Origin of the sequence: Delftia sp. GW456-R20 (assembly GCF_001622915.1) — a bacterium.
Lineage (GTDB): Bacteria > Pseudomonadota > Gammaproteobacteria > Burkholderiales > Burkholderiaceae_C > Comamonas > Comamonas acidovorans.
Window position 1 is genome coordinate 270,477 of the sequence record NZ_LWCN01000004.1, and the last position, 19,908, is coordinate 290,384.

A 19,908-nucleotide genomic window follows, 5' to 3' on the forward strand; every position below is an offset into this window, starting at 1 on the left:
CGATGTCGTGAGTGTCTTGAATCATCGCGGAGCTCCCACGTGGCCATCGACCAGAGGAGCACGGTCAGCGCGACCACCGCTGGCGGCGCCTGCTGCAGCCGCGCCAGCCGCCAGCTGGTTCTGCATGATCGCCAGCGCTGTGTCGCCGGTCATTTCCTTGCGAATCCTGAACTCAAACATCATGTCGTCGATGTACTGCGTCAGCCGGTCGATGCGCTGCTGCACTTCGTTGTTCACCTGCTTTGCGGCCGTGGCCTGGGGCAGACTCATGCCCGAGATCAGCGCGTTGCGCGCGATCAGCGCCTTGTCGATGACCTTGTGCATGGCGATCTCCTGGGACAGGCGATTCACGGCAACCGAGCGCATGTCCGTGGGCAGCTTGCGCACGGCATCCATGAGTTGGGGGCTCACCGCCATGCCCGGCGCGCTGACCTTGGCCAGGTCAGCCTGGCTGGCAGTCTCTGCCATGGAGAGCGTCCGCATAGTGGGCAGCACGCCTTCGAGCTCCTGCTCGTACTTCGGCGCCAGGCCTGTGGCGGTGACAGTGGCTGTGGGGTTCGGGCAGCTGGCGTCCTGGGTGCAGAGATAGATCTTCTGGTCGCCCAGCACCTCGGTGCTCCACTTGGCCAGATCCTCGGGAGCCTTGAAGGCCTGGACCAGGCGCGTAGAGGACAGAGAAGAACTGCCGTAGTTGGCCGTGGCGATGGTGCTGGCCGACTTATTGATCGTCACGTTGTAGCCGGCCACGGCCAGGTCACGAATGGGCTGGATGGGGGCGGTGCCGATGCCACCGGCGCGGGCGCCAAACACCCAGTCCAGGCCCTTTTTCTGCGCTTCCTCGTTCTTGTTGATGTCCACCTTGGCCTGCACCACGTCGCCGGACAGCGAGGCTTTGATCTTCCACGCGTCGCCCTTCGCCAGGGCGATGTAGTCCTCGTAGGGGTCCTTGCCGGACTTGATCATCGACTCCATCTCTTCGCAGCTTTTGAGTGAGGAGGCGACCAGCAGATCCGCCTTCTGGCTGAAGTTCTGGAAGAGCTGATACAGCCCCGGTTGGGCGCGCTGCAGGAAGTACAGAGGCAGGGCGGCGATGCCGGCCTGCACAGCCCCGGCGACCGTGGCACCGAGGTTCTGGATGCTGTTCATCAGCGTGGACCAGGACATGCCGATGTCGAACTTGCCGCAGGAATAGTTGGCCCGCACGCCAGCGCTGAGCTGGGTGGACAGGGTGCCCCGGTTGGGCGCCATGCCGCTGGGCGAGCCGCCGCCCATGCGGTAGTACAGGCTGGAGGACGAAACGGGCTGTGCTTGCGCGGGCACGCTGAGGGCGGTCAGCGCGCAGGCCAAGGCGACACACGAGATGGCCTGCAGCGCCTTGGGCTGCCGGCGAGATGAAGCAGTCATCGGTGATCCTTCAGGGAACGGAGAAGAGAAAAATGCCGCGGCGCTGGCAGCAGATGTAGTGCTGCCAAAGATTCCAGGCGTAGCCATCTGCTGGATCTGTCTGGCCGTCGCCGAAGGTCGTGAGTGACAGGGAGTCGTTACCGCCAAACGTCAGGCAAGAGGAGGCCGGCCTGGGATGCAGCATCTGCCACTGGTGGCCACGGCCGCCGAAGTAGACATGGCTACCGCTGGGCGGCTCCACCTTTGTGTAGATGTGGGGCTGGGCCGACTTGTAGATGATCGAAGCGATCCGCTCAGCCAGTACCGCCGAGGCCTTCACCGGATGCGACTGGATGATCTCGCCGGTACGCGGGTAGGTCGGCCCCCAGGTCTGCGTGTAGCCGTTTCCGACTTCACCCAGGCCAGGCACCCACGACTGCGGATACAGCATTTCCAGCGGTAGCACGCCGCGCCAGAAGGGCGCATCGATCTCCGTCTGGATGTGCAGTCCGAAAAGCGTGGCGCCGCCAGGGCAAAAAAGCATGGACCCGCCCGTTGCGCCGGACACCATGCTGCCCAGCTGCTGGAAGCCTTCCAGCCCGCCCTGGATCTGCTGCACGGTTTCGGCGATCTTGATGACCTGGCCAATGCCCTGGATGGACTTCATGATGGTCTGCAGGCTCTCCAGCATCTGGGCGGGTGCCTCCAGCATCTTCTTGGCGTCCGAGGCGACCGTGTTCGCAATGTCCTTGGGCACCGATGCCCACTGGCGGCCGATGTTGGGTAGCTCCTGCGTGGGGAATTTGGCCAGCTCGGTGACGGACGGAATGGTGAGCGTGGTGGGCATGGAAACGCTGCCGCCGGCGACCATGGCAGCCAGCGCGCCGGCTGGGTTGCCGATGGCATCGGCGCTCTTGTAATTGGTCATGGCGGAAGGCGTGTCCAGGCCTCCAGCGGACGAATCCAGGGTCCGGCCGATGATGGAAGAGCCTGCGGCCGTCAGCGTGGTGGCCACCAGCGTCCCAAGATCGGCCCAGGGGTGCATCAACGGGTCGTTGTAGGTGCTGACAACCACGTCTGGCACGTAGTGGCTGATCTTGATACTGGTCTCGATCCAGCAGAAGGTGAGCTTGCAGCGCAGGAAGAAGCAAACGCCTTCCACCATGTACGACACGCACGAGGGCGCGGCCGCAGCGGTGTAGCCGACGACGCCGGGCGTCGTTATGGCTTTGGCGGGAGCAGGGGCCAGCGCCAGGGTCATCGATGTCACGGCTGCAGCGATCGACGTGAGGAGGGTGCGACGACCACGCCGGTTTGTGGGACGTGTGGTGCTCATCGACGGCCTTTCGACTGCAGGTACAGGCCCACGGCGTGGTCCACGTCTGCCACGCCATAGATCACCGAGTTGCGGTTGATGACGATCGCAGGCAGGCGGTCCAGGCGATAGTGGATAGCCAGGGACATGCCGTTGGCAGCATTGACGATCTGGTCCTTGTAGCGGGCACGGATGTTGGCCTCCTGCTGCAGCATGTAGGCCTTGGCCTGGGCCTCATCCATGGGCAGGCGGATGCTCATCTGCTGGCTCACCTGTGCCATGGCATCGAGCCGGAAAACGCGCAGCGCGTAGGGTGTGTGCTGCTGGGCCCGGACATGGGTGGCCGAGTTTGCGAACACCTCGACGGACGTGACCGTGGGAGCACCTTGTGCAGCGGCGCCGGCGGCGGCCATGCTGAGCAGGGAAGTGGCAAGGATTTGCTTCATGCCCGCGCCTCCGCCAGTTGGTCGGCCACCTTGTATGCGGCCTCGACCATGCTGCAGCCATGCTCTTCCATGATCCGGCGCCGCTGGGCTTTCTCATGGCCTTCTGTCATGGCCAGGGCGATAGGCAGCGCCGGAGGCACATTGCGGAACAGCCATTGACCCAGCGCGCTGATCAGCACGCCCTCGGTGTACTTGGGCGGCTCCTTCTTTGCGGATTCCATCATGGCCCGCTGTTCTGGCGTGAGGTTTCGGAAACGCGCTACTTCCTGGATCTCCGACTTGTCCATCGTCAACAGCATCCAGAATTCGCACATGGAGAGCACGCGCTCCATGGAGTCAGGGAAGTCGCGCAGGTTCTGGGTGGCGAGCCAGAACCAGATGGAGAGCTTGCGCCACATCTTCGTGGCCTTGGCCAGCTTGGGGCCGAGCAACTCATTCGTGGTGATCAAGTGGCCCTCGTCGGTCAGCTTGACCAGGGGCCGGCCCTCGGCCTGGTACTTCTCGCCGCGCGACTGCACAGAGTCAATCAGGCTGGAGTAGGCCAGGGCCAGGGCATCGCCGTAGCCATCCTTTGTGAGGGTTCCCATTTCCACGAGCGTCACATCGGCATCAGGCCAGTCGCCGCCATAGGAATTGAACAGCGTGCCGCGCAGGCCCATGGTGAAGGACATCATGGCCTGGCCCATGTCCTCGGCGCGGCTCTGCCGTTGCGAGGACAACGAGGGGGCGCGTTGCATGGCCATGAGCTCCAGGGCCACGTCCTGAGTCAAGGGGTGCTTGCGTTGCTCCTCCTTGGCCCGGACGGCAGCCCGGATGATGGCGCGCGATACCAGGTAGCGGTCAGCACGCGACATGCGATCGACTTCTGCCTTTTCGCCGCCGGTGATCATGAGGATGGCCGAAATCAGCATCTCGCCCATGAAGTCGCGCTTCTCGTCTTCCTCATCCTCCTCCGTCTCTGCGGTCGCCGCAGCTGCCGGATGGGCCGGCGCCAGGGCAGGGGTGCTCAGCGCGTTCTCGACGGAGGCCATCAAGGGCGTCCCATCTGCAGCCTCATCGACCTCGACGCCGGCCGAGGCACGGGCGCGCTCCTCGGCGGCATGGTAGGAACCCATGATGTCCTGGTCTTCCAGCAGCTTGAAGCCATGCACGAATGGCGGCAGAGACTCCTGGCAGTCAGGCGAGAGAGTCACGCGGTGCACGCTGAGGCCCTTGGCCGCCATGTCGGCCACCAGCAGATCGAAGGATTCGCCGGCATCGACAATCACCATACGCGGCCGGTGGATGGCCATGGTCATCATGGCCAGGTAGTTCAGCGTCGCGGACTTGCCCGCGCCGGTCGGCCCGAGCGTGAGCATGTGGGCGTTCTTCTTGCGGTCGCGCTTGTTCAGGGGATCGATCCAAAGTGGCTCGCCGCCCCGGTTCCAGAACCAGAAACCCGGGTGGGGCGTGCCCCGCGAGCGGCCGTAGACAGGCATCAGCGCGGCGATGTGGCTGGCGAATGTCAGGCGAGAACGGCTCAGGTACTTCTTGTCAAAGTCCACATCGAAGTTGAACGGCAGAGCCCGCATGAACGTGTCCAGCGGCACCAGGTCCTGACGTGGATCGATGAAGCGCAGGCCGGATGGCCCCAGCAGCGCATTGGCCTCAGTGACGGCTTTGTCCAGTTCAGCTTTGTCGCGGCCGGTGAGGTACAGGGTCATCATCATCGGGAAAAGCTTGTCCCGATTGCCGATCATGTGGTGCAGCACACGCTCGCACTCTGCGTGTGTCTCCATGGCCTGGGGCGTGTGGGCACGCGACTTGTCGCGGATGCGCGTGATCTGCTGCTCGACCTGATCCTGGCGCGAGATCACCACGGTCATCGAAAGCATGGAGCCGGCGGGCAGTCGGTCGAACCTGGCGAAGGACTCCTTGCCCGTCTGCGTTTCTGCCGAGAAATGCCCGATGCTCGGCTCGCTGCGCATGTTCTGGAGCGTCAGCGCCTTCACAGGAACTCCATCGAACTCGAAATAGCCGCCAGCATGGTCGGCGCGCGGCTGGGACAGGGATAGCGATTCGGCCAGATCCCAGTCGAACATGGTGGCCGGCTTAGGACCGGGGTAGGGGTAGGTCTTGAGAAGTTCTCCCGGTGTCGGCGCCCACGGCACATCGCGGTTGAAGAAGGGCAGCAGCCATTCGTAGAAGTCCTTGCCGTCGCAGCGCCGGGCGGCGATGCCCGCCTCGTTGAAGGTGGCCATGAGGGTCGTAGCCACGGCTTCCATCTGCTGCTGGGGCGATCCTGGTTCGGACGTGGCACCTGTGAACTTGCGGTAGATGCAGCAGCGCACACGCCGCTGCTGGCCGCGCCAGACCTGGCCCGTGACTTGCGTGTCGGTGAACAGGCCCTGGGGCCGCGAGGCCTGCTCCAGGTGCTTGCGGAACTCCTGGAGCACCGACTGGGTGTACGCGGAATTGATCACCTCCTGACCCCGCGCCGGGTTGTCCTTGTGCTGGCTCAGCACGTAGTCATGGAGGTGCTGTTGCAGCTGCTCGATGTTGCGGTCGTCATTGACAAACCACTGCACGATCCAGGGCGTGGTGTCGGATTCGGGCAGGGCCGTGATCGCCTCGCGCACCTTGTCGCAGCGCTCTTGCAGATAGCTCAGCGGCTGGGCCTCGGTGGCCACCGGATCGAGCTCGAACATGGCGCCCCAGGTGGCGCCGTCGCGCATCACGAACACCTGCTCGCCTGGCGAGTAGGTGACGTAGGGGAGCATCTCGGTGAAGGAGGGCGGGCGCTGCGCCATGCGCTGGCGGTCCCCCACGGTCATCGGTCGCTCAGCTGCAGGGGCGGGCACATCACTTGCAGCTTGGCCAGCCGGGGGCGCCGAGGTGGACGGATTCGACGGGGTGGACAAAGTCTTGGCCTTGCCACCCAGAATCAGATCGAGGATGTTCATCAACGGGCCTCCCCGCCGCCGGCGCGGCCACTGAATGCTGCGCGGCCGCGCTGCAGATCCTCGGTTGACTCGCCGGGCATGGCGTACTCGGTGGACTCGTACATGGGGAAGACCGTCACATAGCCCGGCACCGGGTATTTGCCCTTGGCCAGGTGTGGGTAGACGACCATGACCAGGTCAGGATTGGCGACACGCGCGAAGCGCTGCTGCATGGGCTCCAGCGCCGACCAGTAGCGGGCAGTGCCGCCGTCGCCGTGGGCGATGGGGCGGGCCTGCGAATCGCGTTCCAGCCTGTCGCGTGCGGTCTCCTTGGCCGAGGCCTGCCTGGCCCCCTGCTCAGCCCCCTGGGCGACTGCCTGGCCGGGCAGGTTCTTGCCACGGTAGATGTCCAGCAGCGTCGGGCTGTCCTTGGTGACTTCCTTGAGCGGTGATTCGCGTGGGCCTGTGACAGAACAACCGACGAGGGTGGAGGCAGCCAGGACACAGGCCAGGAGTCGGGTGATGGGGAAAAGCTTATTCGAGGCCATAGCGGGATCCTGACAGGGCATTGGTGGCTTGAGTGCGGTGCACGACCTTGCGGGGATTGACGGGCTTGTCGATCTGGATCTCGCGGTCCAGATGGACGACCAGCTGGGCGCCGGATGGCGTCACCACGGCGTCAAAACTGCTCTTGAGGCGCTCGGTGAGCCAGCGCGTGAGCTCTTCGGTGGCCGCTGACCCCATGCGGCCCAGGGCGAAGCTGCCGGCGTTGCCCGTGACCGAGGCTGAGGTCGAGTCGCCGCGGTTGAGCGTGGTGGTCTGTGCCTGTGCCAGCGCCTCGGCCGCGACGCCCAGGCCCTTGGCGCCGATGATGTCCGTGAGATAGGTGGGCGCATTGGTCACGAACTTGCCCTGGATGCAGGGGTTGCCGTGCAGGTCACTGATGAAGCCCAGATCGGCATTCGATCCCGAGGACAGGCCGCCGCTGGTCGATGAGCCGCTGCGGCGCGCAGACACCGTGCGGATGGCGCCGTCGTTGAAGACAAACGTCATGCTGCGCACCTTGCCCTCGGTGCATGACAGGGCCATATCGCCAATTGCCACTCCGGTGATGATCATTCCGGCCAGGTCCTCGGGCAGCTCCCAACCGTTGGCAGCCAGGTTGTCGCGCCCCACCATGGCTTTGAACTGCATGGGATCAGTCACGCGGCCGTTCACGGGCACGCGGCCGATGAGGCTGGTCATGGCCGTCACGCCGGCCAGCGTCGAGTTCTCGGGAAGGGTGTAGTAGGGCTCGGGTTCAGGCTTGACGGCTGCTGCAGCCTGCGCTGCGCGCGTTGCGGAGCCGCCCTGGCCTGCCGGGCCGGGGGCCACCTCAGCTGCTCCCGGCGCACGCACGTAGCGCGTGGTGGACTTGCCATTGGCCGTGCTGGTCTGCTTGGTGTAGCCCATGGGCGCAAGCACCTCGTAGCCCGACCCGGAGCCGCCCATGTCGAACGCCGACCCGGCGCCTGTGCCATACGAGCCTTGAAGAGGCGGCTGCGAAGCACCTGCAGGGCGAGAGGCACCGATGTTGCCAAAGGCATCGGAAGCGTTGCCCCAGGCATTGGCGATCACATCGACGGGGCCAGCACCAGGCTGCCCGGAACCCGTGGTTGTGGCAGGCGCAGAAGGCGAAGAACTCGCTGCTGCAGGTGCTCCATTCATCGTCATGCGCTGCTGCATTTCACGGTTTTCGCGGGCAAGCTGCTCGTTGGCCTGGATCACCTTCTGGATATCGGTGCGGAGCTCTCGATTGCTTGCTGCCACCGTGGCCAGGGTCTCGGCTGCCGTGTCTTCGTCCGCGCCGGCCGTGGCCGGCAAGGGCACAGCAGCCATCGGTGCGGCAGCCGGTGGCGCGCTGCGGCCCATGAAGACGATGCTGACCACGCCCGCCAGTGTGAGAGCCCCGAGTATGGGGATGAGTTTGTTTCTTGGAACAGCCATGTGTCTCCCCTACAGGCAGGACTCGAAGGAGCGCTCGCAGACCAGGTAGATAGCCGTGGTGTCGGTGTCGCTGCCGGCGGGGCCGAGCCGGCCGTGCTGGGCCGTCGCCGCAATCCAGCGGCCGCGCACGCTCTCCAGCGGCACCTCCAGCGCGAAGCGCGATTTGTTGGTGATGCGAACGGCCGTGACGTACAGCGCGCCGCCCTTCCACTGGCCCACAGGCGCTGCATTGACATTGGCGCCGCGCAGCAGGGCGGGCACAGGATCTGTGCTCACCGCCACTTGCATGACACCAGGTGCAGCGTTGGCCAGCCGGCGCGGGGCATAGAGCTGGCGTGCTGCGTGGCGGGTCAGCTGCACCATGTCGATACCTGCGCCTGCAGCTGCAGACGTGACCTCTTCTGCAGAGCGCGGCGAGGGGTTGGGCACGCTGCCGGGCTCGATCACGGACACCTGCAGCTCGCCTTTGGATGTGGCGCGGGCAGGCTTGTCTGCCACTGCCACCAGATCCATAGGGATCTGCTGGCCGCTGTCCACGAGCTCGGCCACGATGCGGATGGGCACGAAGGGCACCAGCGCGGTCACATAGATCGTGCCGCCGATCGACTCGATGCGGGCCACGGCCGAGATGTCACTGGGCACATGCAGCAGGGCGTCTGAGGGCAGCGTGACCAGGCGCTCCTGCCCCACGCTCAGGTTCACGCGCACAGGCTCCCGGGCGAACACTGTTCGCTCGGCTGGGCCAGACGCAGTGCCGCTGAGCGGGGCAGGGCCTACGCGGCGCAGCGTGGCCTGGGCCGCTGCGCTACGCGCGATCGAGCCGCGCGCTGCAGCTGCCAAGGGCGCCGGCACGCTCATGCCGGCGACGGTGCTGCCTGCTCCAGAGGAGGCAGCCTGGCCCAGATCGATGTTCTCGGCAGGCTGGCCAGCCTGGACATTCGGCTTGTCGTTGGCGAATTCAGGAGGTGGACCTGAAACACTCAGGGGTTCGACCTGTTGGGCGAAAGCGCCCTGCAGGGGCTGGAACAGCAGCAGGCCAGCCAGGCCGCATGCGAGGATTTTGCGCTGTTGCATGGTCAATCGACAGAGGTGTCGCGGGGCAGGCTGGACGGGGAGATCACGCTCGGCAGGCGCGGCGCCGCAAGGGTGGCCTGCACCGGGTTGCCGGCCTTGAGCTCAGCGGGGTTCAGGCGCGCGGGCCGGTTGGCGCCAAAGCAGTCCAGTGCCAGGCGCCAGGGGTTGCGTTCCCGGTCCACGTCGAAGCGCACGACGCGCAGCGGGTAGCGGATGAACACATCCTTCACGCCCTGGCCGCCAAAGGTTTCTGTGACCTGCATGTCCAGCAACACGGTCCAGGCGTCGGGGCCTTCGCTCAGCACACGGTTCTCGGAATAGGGGAAGCCTGGGATTTCAGTGATCTGGCGCGTGCGCTTGCGCAACTCGCCCTTGCCCTGGCGTGTTTCCATATCGGCTTGCAATTGAGCCTGGCAGCGAGGCGTCAGGTAATACTGCATATTGAATATTTGCTGGCCGTAATCCTTGACACCATCGGTTTGCCAGCGATTAATCTGCTGCCAGATGTAGTAGGCAAATCCGTACACATTGGGCTTGGGCACAGGGGAATGCCCCCCCGTGACATGCACCGTGTCGCCGGCACGCACATCAGGTGCGAGATGCACGTCAACGCTTTTGGGCTGCCGCCAGGCAAACCAGACGGCGAATATGGCCAATACGAGCAGCGCAAACTGGCTGGCCATTTGCCTACGGCTGTGCCTCCGCTCCATTTCCAGAGCGTTCATATATTTTTCACTGCTCATACTTGATCTTTGCTTTTTTGGCTGAATGGATCGGAATTTATTCTCCGGCCCAGTTCCATATAGCCATCGTGAGTGATGTACCGGCTTTTGACGATGCCTTTGCGGGCAAGGTAGATGCGAAATGCCTGGACATACCAGCGTTCAGGCTTTGAGCGTTTGATGCTCTGCAGGTAAAAGGACGAATACCAGATGGTCACCATCGGCAGAGCGATGCCCAGCACGAAGATGAAATGCCAGTAACCTGTCAAAGAAAACAGGACGAGCCCGAGCACGACGCTGACCGCGAAGGACGCTGCGCCGATGTACGTTGCCTCCGTTGCCGACATACCATTGATGATCGCAGGCTCCGCATTGACGCGATCGGTCAACGGTGCGCCTCGCCGATCCTGGGGGTGCTGTTCGTCCGCCATGCTTTTTTCAGGCGAGCACCGAGAGCGCGTAATTGGCCATCATCACGATAAACACAATCAAAATGACGCCCACAATGAAGAATTCCTTGAGATCCGCGAATTCGGCCTGGCCGCGCGAGTATTCATTCCATTTTCGCAAGCCACCACCCATCACTTTGATGAATGACAGGCCAGCAAGAACCAGGGCAAGAATGCTGATGCCTGCCTTGAAATAGGCTCCCATCTGGCCCATCCAGTCACCATCCTGGACCTGGGCACCACCGATGCCGCCGCCTTGAGGCGTCGGGATGTTGGGAAGGGCAGCGAACACGCTTTCATGCACCATCACGGACAGCAGAAGGGCGACCTGAGAGAACTTGGAAAATGCCGAATTTTTCATAAAACTAATCCTTAAAGCGGTAAATCAGAATACCTAAAGCCAAGCAACGGATGCAAATATCAAGCTGACAATGACAATCACAGTAATGATCGAATCAATCGCATCAGACTGTTCAATCTCACCGTCTGAATAAGCCTCCATAATCATTTTTCCGAACCACGCGGCAATAACCAGAATCACGCCAAAAACCAGCGTGACGACAACGACCTTCATTCGCGCTGGATCAACGCCCGATGCGTCCATGAATCCCGCTTTCATATCGCCGAACATGGTTACGCTCCTGGGTTACTGGCGGTAGTCGCCGCGCAGCGGTGTCACGGGGCGAGGTTGGCGGGGAGCATCGATGTGGGTGGTGATGCCCTGGCGCAGCATTTCCAGATCACGCTGCAGCCAGTCGTACCGGAACTTCACGCGCTGGCCCGTGGGAGAGCTTTGCTCGGCCTGGCCAACCATGACCTGGACCTGCTCAATCTCGGCCGCGATGCGCGCCAGGCGCTCACGCTCCAGATCGTCGTCGGACACCGTGGCCCAGGCCGATGCCGTGGTGGCCAGGATGCCGATCACGAGGATGGCGAAAAGCGGGCGGGGGGATTTCATCAATTTCTCCTTCGGAAAAGTCATGCGTATTTCTTGAATGCGCCCACGGTGGTGGACAGCGATGCGGCCACCAGGACAGTGAAGATCAGCACCATGTAGGCGGGGTTGAAACCGGGGAAGGGCCATGCGAGATACAGGCTGAATCCGCCCGTGAGGGCCCAGTGCGTGTATCTCTTGGAGTGGTGGTAGACAAACGAGGATTCGCGCCCGCCGATCCAGCGGCGACGGTCACGGCGCACCAGGCCGTCAATCACGCCCATCAGGCACGCAAGCACGAACGCGGGCATGGCATAGGCCGCGATGCTCAGGCGCAGCACCACGTCCTGGGCCACGAGCATGCTGATCACGGCCCATTCAGCAGCGATCTTGGAGACAACGCGCGTTGTTGCGCCCACGGCCTGCAGTGGGGCAGACAGCTTGGCCATGGCCTGCATGGGCTCGTCGGTGAGCGATCGCTGATACCAGCGCAGAATGCCGAGCCTCTCGTAGGGCCAGCGCACATAACCGAGCAGCTGCAGAGAAAAGCCCACGGTGTCAGGCACCAGCACGCTGCGCGGCGCCGCCGCAATGTATTGCAGGTCTTGCTGGAGGACCGACTGGGCGTGCGGGATGCCCTGGCCCTTCCAGAAGAACATGCTGCCGCCGATCTCGATGACCATGCCGACGAGCCAGCTGGTCAGTGTGATGCTGACCAGGCCGAAGGCGATCTTGGCCACCAAGTCCACAGGGCCGACTGTGGGGGCCTTGGAGGGTGCGCGCTGTACTGAAGCCATCAGTGGTGCCCTCCCACAATGGAGTCAATCACACCAGTACTGCGCAGGGCACTGCCATGGGCGCCAGACACGGCCGTGTACTCGGAGTCGCTCTTGGCTGCGCTGTGCGCCAAGTCGATTCCGATGAGCTCGTGGCCACCGGAGCCCAGATGGTTGTGGCCCATCCAGTCGGTGTCGGCTGCCCAGGTCTCGCTGGTGCGGTAGCGCCGCTTCATGTCCTCGGCAACGGCCCTGAGGGACTTGGGCACGAATGGATCGTTCGTTGTGTCGGCCAGCGGGATGCGGATCTTGAAAGGACGGTTGCCTTCCAGCAGCGCAAAGGCCTGGCCCTGGGGCAGTTCAAGGATGTCCGAGGGCTCGATCAGCGGCGCCTTCGTTGTGGTGGCAATGTCATCGTTGCGGCTGGTGAAGTCCACCCCGTTGCCAGTGGCAGCGGTGTCCGAGACACCGGACACCGGCGTTAGGTGCGTCACGTTGACCTGCGGCACCTGGTCGGTCAGCAGACTGGCCGTCGCGGCCGAGCGCACGCGCAGCATGCACAGGTGGTTGAAGTTGTCCAGGATCTGGCCGGCCTTGGCTTTGTCTCCCACGCGGGCCTCGATGTCGAACACGGACTGCGTGTATGCCGTGATCTGGAAACCTGAGCCACCGAGCTTGTTGACCATGGGCACGAACTCGGGACCGGCGATCTCATTGACCTCATCGAAGTGGCAGCAGACTTTCGGCAGCTTGAGTTTTCCGTCGGTGGCATGCGGATCGAGGCCGGTCTTGTACAGGCGCCCGCCCACGCTCACCAGGTCGGACAGCATGGAGTTGCCCACGGCAGAGGAGACCACCGAGTCGGACAATGCGTCCAGGCCGGCGTAGACGATGCCGCCCTGGCGGAAGACCGTCATCCAGTCGAAGATGGGCCGCTGGTCGTTCGGGTCGAAGTAGTCTGGGGAGATGAGCTTGCCCACGGCACCCGAGGTCAGCTTCTCTAGGAACGGGCCGAGCGAAGCGATGATCTTTTCGTAGAAGGAGCGCTCGTAGCTGACGGCAGCGGCCAGGCCCAGTAGCACCTTGTCATCGGGCTGGGACTCCTTGATCCACACAAACATGGCCTGGATCTCGGGCGGGCGGTCTTGCATGCTGCGAGCCACCGGGATCGCTCCTTTGACAGGGAGCAGCTTTTGGATCTCTGCGAGTCGTTCCTGGTAGTTCTTGTACCGGCCCTGCGCGGCCTGGGCGCGGTAGAACATCGCGGCATAGTCCATGAACAGCGGATCAATGCCCGTCACATCCTTCAGGAGGGATTCATAGGTCGGAATCCGGCCCAACGCGACTTGGGCCTGGGCCACGATGTTCGTGAAGCGCCAGGAGAACTCCTTGAACGCTGCGCTGTTACCAGAAGAGGGCAGGGCGTTGGTGGCGCGGCCGGCGACTTCGGTGATGCGCGCAAAATTGCCGATGCCGTTGTAGCGAGCGCTGATGTCGGGGTAGCCCAGGTGGAACAGGTAGAAGCTCTTCTCGCGGCCAGCGCGGCGCGCTTCTGCATGCATGCGAAGCATCAGCTCAGCGTCGCCCTTGGGATCAATCACGATCGTGACGTGGCCGGCGTGGATGTCCTGTGTGCACAGCAGTTCCAGCAGGCGCGTTTTGCCCACACGCGTCGTGCCCAAGACAAGCATGTGTCCGTTTCGGGAGCCTTGGCGTAGCAGCACAGGCTTTTCGTCCTGAACGCCAACGCCGTGCAGTATGGGAGAGCCGCCCAAATCCACACCCGAAGCAAATGGATTCGCTGGGCCACCGATATCCACTGCACGCCGAACGAGCTGGCGAAGCAGGCTATCCGTCTTGGTCTCGGCCCATTTGCGAACCTGCTCGCCGGCATTGGCCAGGCGCATCTCTGCAGGAGAGGGCTTGACATACTCACGGACCTTGACAGCCTGGGTGTCCAGCTTGCGCTGTGTATGCAGCTGGGTCCAGGCGAAGCCTTCGCCGAGATACAGGTGGTCCTTGGTTCCAGGCAACTGGTGGGGCGCCACGCGGGTCATCTTCGTGAACTTCAGCCCACGCTGGTAGGCATACACGGAATAGGCCTCGCGGGCGCGTTTGCAGCCAAAGCCTGCAGCAATGGCTGCAGACACGGCACCCAGAGAGTGCGGCATCATCAGCGCCCACGGCGCAGCTGCAGCCACGCCAGCAATACCGAAAGCTGTGGCAGCGCTCCATGCTTCCACGGGCGGCCGCAGCAGGCCTTCCATCACGCCCTCGCTCATGCCCAGCCTCCCGTGGCCAAGCTGGAACAGGCTGCGGCCCAACGCGCACCAGAAATGTTCCAAGCGCGTGTCGTCATTGCGGAGACTCCGCGGTTTGCTGGAACATTTCCTGGCCCAGGATCTGGTACGCACGTCCGTTGGAATGCACCAGCACCGGGTAGGCATTGGCGCCTGTGGCAACCAGCTGCTCGGAGAGCCAGCTACCCGTTTCCGGTGCCAAGCGAAGCGGCATGGCCAGGCGCTGCAGAGACTTGAAGGCCAGAGGACTGCCGGCCTGCACCACGATGCCAACAGCCTGCAGCTGCACCAGCTTGTCCTTGTTGAACGAGAGCCAGCGCATGGAAAGCTCATCGGCAGCCAGGACAAACATCGGCTGTGTCATCCAGGCACCGTCAAAGACCTTGAGCCCCTCCTGTGCCAACACGCCGGTGCGCAAGAGGCGCGCGCCAAAGGGGAAGCGCAGCCCGTCGAGCACTCCAGGATCGTCCGCATCGCCCACCAGCTGGGCGACATAGGGAGCGAACGGCACACTGCGGCCGCTGTCGTGCAGCACCTGCAGCTTCTGGGTCTCGGGCAGTGGCTGCCCGGCGACTGCAGGAGCGGCTGCAACTGAGCACAGGGCCAGGGCACAGAGGAGGCGGAGATTCATCGGCGAAGCGCTCCTCGCGCGGGGGCCGGCGTGCTGGCAGCAGGTTGCGGCTCGATGATCTGCGTGCGTGGCACGCCCAGCATGTCGGCGGCGCCGACCGAGCTGTGCACCTTGGGCATGCCGTCGAAGCTGATCATGGGATCGTTCGGGAACAGCCGCGCCATCGCCGCCTGCATCTCGCGCTCCCATGCAATGGAGCGCTCCACGTCCGCGCGGAAGATCCGCGCCATGCGCTCGGCGTACTGCCGGCGCTCCGCTTCAGAGCGCGCGTGGATGCCCAGGATCTCCAGCGGCGAGAGCTTCTCGACCGAGAAGTTCGCGCGCGGCCCCAGGGCCAGCACTTTGGCTCGGCGCATTTCTTCGGCATTGAGCCCCCACATCTGCTGGACCTGACGGTCGGTATCGTCGGCCTGGCTGCGCGCATGGGCCGTGTTGGCGGCTGTGGAGCTTCCTTCGGTGGTCTGAGTGGTGCGGACCTGGGCCACAACTGGCATGCAATTCAGCTGTGCCAGCAGAAAGCCTGCACTGAGGCAAATAGCGGCTCGCATGCTCAGCCTCCCTGGCTCACGGAGAGCGTCAGGCCGGGGCTGCCCGGGGCCACAAAGGTCGCTGTGCGCGAAACGGGGTCGGCGGACTTGAGTGCCATGCCATTGACCACATCACCCGGGCGCAGCACGCGCATGCGGCGGTCACCAGGGATGCCCGAGGCCACCACGACCGAGGGCTCGCCGTTCCACATATCAACAGCGATCAGCTGGCCGGAGAGCGCGGGCGCCGATGCTTTTTCGGCGGGCGCTGCCTTGGAGGAGGTGGACTTTTGCTGAACTGCAGGCCGCGAAGTCGCGGCCCTGGCTGGGTGGGCCTTGACCAGCACGCGCGGGGCTGATGTAGCGGGCCGGGCGGTGTGGGGCTCAGTGGCAGTCGGCGCGGGCGCTGAGGATTGCGCCGGAGCGACTGCAGCTGCAGTCGCGGGAGCGGGCGCGGGCACAGCCTGGACAACGGTGGGCGTGGCGGCTCGCGCTTTGGCGTCCTGCTCTCGCATGTGCGCAAGCTGCTGGCTGAGCTCAATCATCATCGCTTCCATGCGCTGCATGCGAGCTGCAAGCTCCGGATCAGCGGCAGAGGCGGGCGCGGACGCGACTGGAGCTTGCACAGGGGCGGCCACGAGAGCACTGGCTTCAGGCTCGGCCTGGAAGCCTTGGGGCTGCGCCAAAGAAGGCTGTGCGGGCTGGATGGACGTGTCCAACTCCGATATGCCCAGCTGATCCAAGCCCCCGAGCCGTGGATCAATCGGTGCCCGGAGCTCGTCCGGGCCGCTGGGCTCAATCGTGCCCACGGTCGGCAGATTGGTCCCAAGAAGGTCGGGAACCTGGCGGATGGATGGCCCGTACTGGATATAGCCCAGCAGCGCGATCCCTGCCAGGGACACAGCCATCAAACTGCGCCTTCCCGTCGAGGAATTTAGAAGGGCTGTTTTGCCCGTCTTGGCTGGAACCTGTGCGGTCGCCTCGTGCGCTGAAGATTCACCGAACGCAGGCGACGCCGCATGGTTGAAGGTGGCAGCAGCCGAAAGATCGGGGCCTTGGGCAATGCCGGATTGATCATGCTCTACGGGGACTGGGCCCTGCCGCTGTTCCACGTCTTGCATCCAGTCCAGCCCGCCGAGGTGGGGGGTGAAGTCCATACCAGGCACAACGGGATGGCCGGGCGTATGAAATGACGGCCCGCTCATTGGTCTTTGCCCGATTTGGAAGGAGACACGATGGGCTGGAGCCGGCGCGGCGGCTGTGCGCTGCCGGCATTGCCCAGGACGAACCACACGCGGCGCGTCACATGGTCTGTTTGCCACGTCCAGGCCTTGCCCACCAGCACAGCCAGCATGTCCTGGACTGAGTAGGGACCGAGGGTGCGATGTGCTTCAGGCAATGGAAGCCCGAGAAAGCGCCGTGCTTCGGGAGACAGCGCCGTCAGATCGGCCAAGGCGTAGCCGGTACGCAGCAGGGTGTAGTCGATGGCCTCGCCAATCGTCGTGACTTGTTCGCGGGGAAAGGTGATTTGCGCTACGAGCGCCAAAGGCTCGCTGAGACCCAGTTGAGGCTGCGCTTCGGCGGTCGTGTAGCGACCGAGTTGCAAGCGCTTATTGCCATCCACCAGGGGCGTGTTGGCGTGGCAAACGCCGGCCGCCAGCCATGCCATGCCAGCGAGGAGATATCGGTGCGAGTGCCGGGACATGCGGGAGAAACTCCAGAAGAAAAATCCCGGGCCGCATGACGAAGAGGAGGAGAAGACATGCAGCCCGGGGAAAGGACACATTCGCGTCCGCCGGTCGGCATATTCGGATTTGGAGCATTTGCTCTCAAGCGTAAAACGTGCGGTGCATACCGAACGTTTTACGCTTGACATACAAGTAAAAAAAAGGCAGGTGTTGAAATGGCTTAGCAGCCTGCAAGCAGAGGGCTGCTTGCTACGGGAAAAACGGCTCTTACCGGCTTACAGGCCCTACTCAAAGGGCGCGGCTGCTCCTCAAAATTGAGGAGCAGCCGCAAAGGATTTACTGGTACAGGTAAAGGGCTATGACAGGCTACGGGCCGGATTGCTGCCCCGGGGCGGGGCAGCAATCCAAAAATGGCCCAGGGCAGGCGCCATGACGCAGAAAATCCATGTCACAACTGAGTCGGCGTTACACGCCTTAACATAAACGCATCGGGATTTCAAGCGTAAATCGTGCGGTGCGAAGTGCTCGATTTACGGCTGACTGCATCGACGCATCCCTGTACCGTGCGCGGCCATGGATACACCGTCGTTTCGCAGCCAGCACATGCCAGTTCGCCCCTCCCAGGAGCACCCGTTCTTAGGGCGTGATCCGCTGGACCATGGCTGTGCGATCTTCACCGTCATAGAGTCCCTGCAGCAGCTTGGTTTGGAAAGCTGGACGGCACGGCTGCTGAGCTGGCTGGGCAGGTTTGAAGGGCTGGAGCGCCATTTGGAAGAGGACTGCGATCCGGTGCTGTGTGTGCGCCAGATTCTCCTGCGTCATGTAGCTGATCAGCCGAGAGGCGCCGGGGAACAGAAAGGCCTTGCAGATGTGACCTGGCACAGCATCGTCCAAACCATCGTGGCCCAGCCATTCGTGCAAGTGTGCTGCGATTGGAGCATTGACGGATTGAGGCCGCGGATTCGTTGGGACCCCGTAGAGCATTCATTCCTGCAGTTTCTGGCGCTGGGTCGTGACGAAGAAGAGCTATCGGTCTGGACTCCTGCAGCAGGCATGCCATGCAGGGCGAAGAAGAGCAAAAAAGCTCTCCAGCAGAAAGTTAGGTAAAAACCGGTAGGCGCTTCCACGACAATCTTCATGAATCAAGCGGGGCATCAAACCCTTCACCGTGTCGATCAAAATGACGTCAAAAAACGACATATGCGCCAGTTTTGGGTCAGACTGTAAAGAGCTGGAAACGGTCAGAAGAGAGTATGGTTTCAAGAAATCCGCTCGCTTAACTCAAAAATTCTATGTTTCTAGTGGATAATTTACAGATATTCAAAATCTCTCAAATTTTCATTTAAGGATATTTAATAATGTTCCATTACACTGATGCAAATGGACTGATCGGGATAATTAGGGAAAAAAAATTCTGGGCAACTGATATGAGATTCTTAAATGACTCCATGGAAGTTGAGGCGGGCATTGAGGGGTAAAAAAACTATGCGAAAATTACCTTAAGAATTTTGAGAAATCCGAAAAACTAGTTGAAATCGCCTCCCGCCAAGTTTACAGCTTGATTCCGAATTTCGTTAGCGACAATTTGAAAAAAAGAAGTTTATATACGGTATCTTTTTCGAAATCCGAAGATAATTTGCGCCAATGGATGGCCTACTGCCCACCCAATGCTGGCTATTGCATTAAATTTAATAAAGAAAAATTACTGATTGATCCTGATTCTGCGCGAAGCATAGGAGTTGTGGCTAGAGTGCAAGATGTTGAATACTCAAGCAATTTTCTTGAGGAAATAATATCAATTAAGACTATCGAAGAAAAAATAAAGAAAACTGGTGGTAAAGAAATTGAGTTATATTTGATGCATCTGTGTAATGACTTGCTTTTTGGTAGCTGTGCTATGAAGAATAAGGAATTTCATGATGAAAAAGAGACTAGACTAATAATACAATCGGAGATAAGCAAGAATAACATCGGAAAATTTAGAGTGAGATCTGGTGTTATTGTCCCATATTTTGAGTATCCTGTTAATGTGGATTCAATTGAAGAAATTACTATAGGTCCAAGCTTGAATAAAACGTTAGCAGAGCAAGGTTTGCAGGATTTCTTGGAAAGAAATAAAATTAAATGCAAAATAAAACTTAGCAACTGTTCATTGAGGATTTTCTGAAAATTCGATTTGCCAGCACTTCGTGCCTTCTGCCAAAGGCGGTGCGCCCAAGCTCGCAGTCAGCGATGAAGCTGCCCTCACCGGCATCTTGTTCGTGCTGCAAACAGGCATTCCATGGGAAGACCTTCCCCAATCTCTTGGGTACGGCAGCGGCATGACTTGCTGGTGGCGCCTGCGCGACTGGAATGCCGCTTGTGTCTGGGTGCAGTTGCACCAGGCCATGCTGACTCGCTTGTGTGTACATAAACAAATCGACAAGCGTTGCCGTGCGCACTTGAGACAACGGGTCATCGCCAGTCGCATTGCCAGGCGAGGCGTTGAGAGTAGCGAGGGCCTGGGCAAGAATCGCTGGGTGGTGGAGCGGACCCATGGATGGTTTGCAGGCTTTGGCAAGCTGCGAATCCGCTTTGAACGACGGCTGGATATCCACGAAGCGCTGCTGAAACTGGCAGCAGCACACATCTGTGCACGCTTCGTGGATCGGTGGTGTTAGCCATTCTTGTCAGAACTGAGGTGGCTTCCACAGCGGAAGTAGATTTATGCTGAGGCTCACTAGATAGAGTGTGCCCTGGAGCTGCTGTGGCACGTT

Annotated in this window: 21 protein-coding genes; 3 read left to right on the forward strand and 18 right to left on the reverse strand. The window is 61.9% G+C overall.

Features of this window, described 5'->3' with window-relative positions:
- Positions 1 to 21: 21 nt before the first annotated feature.
- The 18 genes from A4F85_RS06865 to pilL2 all read right to left on the reverse strand — a co-directional run bounded on the left by A4F85_RS06865 (position 22) and on the right by pilL2 (position 17,169).
- On the reverse strand, positions 22 to 1,404 hold the full coding sequence (locus tag A4F85_RS06865) for an integrating conjugative element protein (RefSeq protein ID WP_063326119.1): 1,383 nt from the start codon (positions 1,402 to 1,404) through the stop codon (positions 22 to 24).
- 10 nt (positions 1,405 to 1,414) lie between these two features.
- Complete coding sequence (locus A4F85_RS06870) at positions 1,415 to 2,644, reverse strand: TraU family protein (RefSeq protein WP_063326120.1); 1,230 nt, start codon at positions 2,642 to 2,644, stop codon at positions 1,415 to 1,417.
- Between the two features lie 71 nt (positions 2,645 to 2,715).
- A complete protein-coding gene (locus tag A4F85_RS06875; protein WP_063326121.1) occupies positions 2,716 to 3,144 on the reverse strand; it encodes a TIGR03757 family integrating conjugative element protein in 429 nt (142 codons plus the stop codon).
- Positions 3,141 to 6,086: a conjugative transfer ATPase gene (locus A4F85_RS06880; protein WP_197485461.1), complete on the reverse strand. Its 2,946-nt coding sequence runs from the start codon at positions 6,084 to 6,086 to the stop codon at positions 3,141 to 3,143. The genes A4F85_RS06875 and A4F85_RS06880 overlap by 4 nt, the downstream gene beginning before the upstream one ends.
- Positions 6,086 to 6,613 (reverse strand): TIGR03751 family conjugal transfer lipoprotein, encoded by a 528-nt coding sequence (locus A4F85_RS06885; RefSeq protein WP_063326122.1) that lies wholly within the window; start codon positions 6,611 to 6,613, stop codon positions 6,086 to 6,088. The genes A4F85_RS06880 and A4F85_RS06885 overlap by 1 nt, the downstream gene beginning before the upstream one ends.
- Positions 6,600 to 8,051, reverse strand: coding sequence for a TIGR03752 family integrating conjugative element protein (locus A4F85_RS06890; protein ID WP_063326123.1), 1,452 nt, complete (start codon positions 8,049 to 8,051; stop codon positions 6,600 to 6,602). Before A4F85_RS06890 ends, A4F85_RS06885 begins: the two co-directional genes overlap by 14 nt.
- Before the next feature lie 9 nt (positions 8,052 to 8,060).
- Positions 8,061 to 9,125, reverse strand: a complete 1,065-nt coding sequence (locus A4F85_RS06895; protein WP_063326124.1) for a TIGR03749 family integrating conjugative element protein — start codon at positions 9,123 to 9,125, stop codon at positions 8,061 to 8,063.
- Positions 9,126 to 9,127: 2 nt separating this feature from the next.
- Positions 9,128 to 9,868, reverse strand: coding sequence for a PFL_4703 family integrating conjugative element protein (locus A4F85_RS06900; RefSeq protein ID WP_016446100.1), 741 nt, complete (start codon positions 9,866 to 9,868; stop codon positions 9,128 to 9,130).
- Positions 9,865 to 10,278, reverse strand: coding sequence for a TIGR03750 family conjugal transfer protein (locus A4F85_RS06905; RefSeq protein WP_231890476.1), 414 nt, complete (start codon positions 10,276 to 10,278; stop codon positions 9,865 to 9,867). The genes A4F85_RS06900 and A4F85_RS06905 overlap by 4 nt, the downstream gene beginning before the upstream one ends.
- Positions 10,279 to 10,285: 7 nt before the next feature.
- Positions 10,286 to 10,657: a TIGR03745 family integrating conjugative element membrane protein gene (locus A4F85_RS06910; protein ID WP_063326125.1), complete on the reverse strand. Its 372-nt coding sequence runs from the start codon at positions 10,655 to 10,657 to the stop codon at positions 10,286 to 10,288.
- A gap of 33 nt (positions 10,658 to 10,690) precedes the next feature.
- Entirely contained in the window at positions 10,691 to 10,927 is a 237-nt protein-coding gene (locus tag A4F85_RS06915; protein WP_063326126.1) for a DUF3262 family protein, read from the reverse strand.
- 15 nt (positions 10,928 to 10,942) lie between these two features.
- Complete coding sequence (locus A4F85_RS06920; RefSeq protein ID WP_063326127.1) at positions 10,943 to 11,254, reverse strand: integrative conjugative element protein, RAQPRD family; 312 nt, start codon at positions 11,252 to 11,254, stop codon at positions 10,943 to 10,945.
- Positions 11,255 to 11,274: 20 nt separating this feature from the next.
- Entirely contained in the window at positions 11,275 to 12,027 is a 753-nt protein-coding gene (locus A4F85_RS06925) for a TIGR03747 family integrating conjugative element membrane protein (RefSeq protein WP_063326128.1), read from the reverse strand.
- On the reverse strand, positions 12,027 to 14,273 hold the full coding sequence (gene traD, locus A4F85_RS06930) for a type IV conjugative transfer system coupling protein TraD (protein WP_231890477.1): 2,247 nt from the start codon (positions 14,271 to 14,273) through the stop codon (positions 12,027 to 12,029). The genes A4F85_RS06925 and traD overlap by 1 nt, the downstream gene beginning before the upstream one ends.
- Positions 14,274 to 14,361: 88 nt before the next feature.
- Positions 14,362 to 14,841, reverse strand: coding sequence for a PFL_4695 family integrating conjugative element protein (locus tag A4F85_RS06935; RefSeq protein ID WP_227468533.1), 480 nt, complete (start codon positions 14,839 to 14,841; stop codon positions 14,362 to 14,364).
- A 92-nt stretch (positions 14,842 to 14,933) separates the two neighbouring features.
- Positions 14,934 to 15,431: a hypothetical protein gene (locus A4F85_RS06940; protein ID WP_063326129.1), complete on the reverse strand. Its 498-nt coding sequence runs from the start codon at positions 15,429 to 15,431 to the stop codon at positions 14,934 to 14,936.
- A gap of 56 nt (positions 15,432 to 15,487) precedes the next feature.
- Complete coding sequence (locus A4F85_RS31045; protein WP_231890478.1) at positions 15,488 to 16,621, reverse strand: hypothetical protein; 1,134 nt, start codon at positions 16,619 to 16,621, stop codon at positions 15,488 to 15,490.
- A 44-nt stretch (positions 16,622 to 16,665) separates the two neighbouring features.
- The gene (gene pilL2, locus A4F85_RS06950; RefSeq protein WP_156516978.1) at positions 16,666 to 17,169 is read right to left on the reverse strand and encodes a PFGI-1 class ICE element type IV pilus protein PilL2; all 504 of its coding nucleotides are present in this window, start codon (positions 17,167 to 17,169) and stop codon (positions 16,666 to 16,668) included.
- A 586-nt stretch (positions 17,170 to 17,755) separates the two neighbouring features.
- Between pilL2 and A4F85_RS06955 the strand changes: the two genes are divergently transcribed.
- The 3 genes from A4F85_RS06955 (at position 17,756) to A4F85_RS06960 (ending at position 19,812) form a co-directional block, all read left to right on the forward strand.
- Complete coding sequence (locus tag A4F85_RS06955) at positions 17,756 to 18,259, forward strand: hypothetical protein (protein ID WP_231890479.1); 504 nt, start codon at positions 17,756 to 17,758, stop codon at positions 18,257 to 18,259.
- Positions 18,260 to 18,710: 451 nt separating this feature from the next.
- Positions 18,711 to 19,319: a DUF2971 domain-containing protein gene (locus A4F85_RS29415; RefSeq protein WP_156516979.1), complete on the forward strand. Its 609-nt coding sequence runs from the start codon at positions 18,711 to 18,713 to the stop codon at positions 19,317 to 19,319.
- Between the two features lie 7 nt (positions 19,320 to 19,326).
- On the forward strand, positions 19,327 to 19,812 hold the full coding sequence (locus tag A4F85_RS06960) for a transposase (protein WP_231890605.1): 486 nt from the start codon (positions 19,327 to 19,329) through the stop codon (positions 19,810 to 19,812).
- Positions 19,813 to 19,908 lie beyond the last annotated feature (96 nt).

What these genes read in the sequence shown, in the direction of transcription:
- A4F85_RS06865 (WP_063326119.1), bottom strand. Translation starts at nt 1,404, where the DNA reads ATGACTGCTTCATCTCGCCGGCAGCCCAAGGCGCTGCAGGCCATCTCG.
- A4F85_RS06870 (WP_063326120.1), bottom strand. Translation starts at nt 2,644, where the DNA reads ATGACCCTGGCGCTGGCCCCTGCTCCCGCCAAAGCCATAACGACGCCC.
- A4F85_RS06875 (WP_063326121.1), bottom strand. Translation starts at nt 3,144, where the DNA reads ATGAAGCAAATCCTTGCCACTTCCCTGCTCAGCATGGCCGCCGCCGGC.
- A4F85_RS06880 (WP_197485461.1), bottom strand. Translation starts at nt 6,086, where the DNA reads ATGAACATCCTCGATCTGATTCTGGGTGGCAAGGCCAAGACTTTGTCC.
- A4F85_RS06885 (WP_063326122.1), bottom strand. Translation starts at nt 6,613, where the DNA reads ATGGCCTCGAATAAGCTTTTCCCCATCACCCGACTCCTGGCCTGTGTC.
- A4F85_RS06890 (WP_063326123.1), bottom strand. Translation starts at nt 8,051, where the DNA reads ATGGCTGTTCCAAGAAACAAACTCATCCCCATACTCGGGGCTCTCACA.
- A4F85_RS06895 (WP_063326124.1), bottom strand. Translation starts at nt 9,125, where the DNA reads ATGCAACAGCGCAAAATCCTCGCATGCGGCCTGGCTGGCCTGCTGCTG.
- A4F85_RS06900 (WP_016446100.1), bottom strand. Translation starts at nt 9,868, where the DNA reads ATGAGCAGTGAAAAATATATGAACGCTCTGGAAATGGAGCGGAGGCAC.
- A4F85_RS06905 (WP_231890476.1), bottom strand. Translation starts at nt 10,278, where the DNA reads ATGGCGGACGAACAGCACCCCCAGGATCGGCGAGGCGCACCGTTGACC.
- A4F85_RS06910 (WP_063326125.1), bottom strand. Translation starts at nt 10,657, where the DNA reads ATGAAAAATTCGGCATTTTCCAAGTTCTCTCAGGTCGCCCTTCTGCTG.
- A4F85_RS06915 (WP_063326126.1), bottom strand. Translation starts at nt 10,927, where the DNA reads ATGTTCGGCGATATGAAAGCGGGATTCATGGACGCATCGGGCGTTGAT.
- A4F85_RS06920 (WP_063326127.1), bottom strand. Translation starts at nt 11,254, where the DNA reads ATGAAATCCCCCCGCCCGCTTTTCGCCATCCTCGTGATCGGCATCCTG.
- A4F85_RS06925 (WP_063326128.1), bottom strand. Translation starts at nt 12,027, where the DNA reads ATGGCTTCAGTACAGCGCGCACCCTCCAAGGCCCCCACAGTCGGCCCT.
- traD (WP_231890477.1), bottom strand. Translation starts at nt 14,273, where the DNA reads ATGGAAGGCCTGCTGCGGCCGCCCGTGGAAGCATGGAGCGCTGCCACA.
- A4F85_RS06940 (WP_063326129.1), bottom strand. Translation starts at nt 15,431, where the DNA reads ATGCCAGTTGTGGCCCAGGTCCGCACCACTCAGACCACCGAAGGAAGC.
- A4F85_RS31045 (WP_231890478.1), bottom strand. Translation starts at nt 16,621, where the DNA reads ATGGACTTCACCCCCCACCTCGGCGGGCTGGACTGGATGCAAGACGTG.
- pilL2 (WP_156516978.1), bottom strand. Translation starts at nt 17,169, where the DNA reads ATGTCCCGGCACTCGCACCGATATCTCCTCGCTGGCATGGCATGGCTG.
- A4F85_RS06955 (WP_231890479.1), top strand. Translation starts at nt 17,756, where the DNA reads ATGCCAGTTCGCCCCTCCCAGGAGCACCCGTTCTTAGGGCGTGATCCG.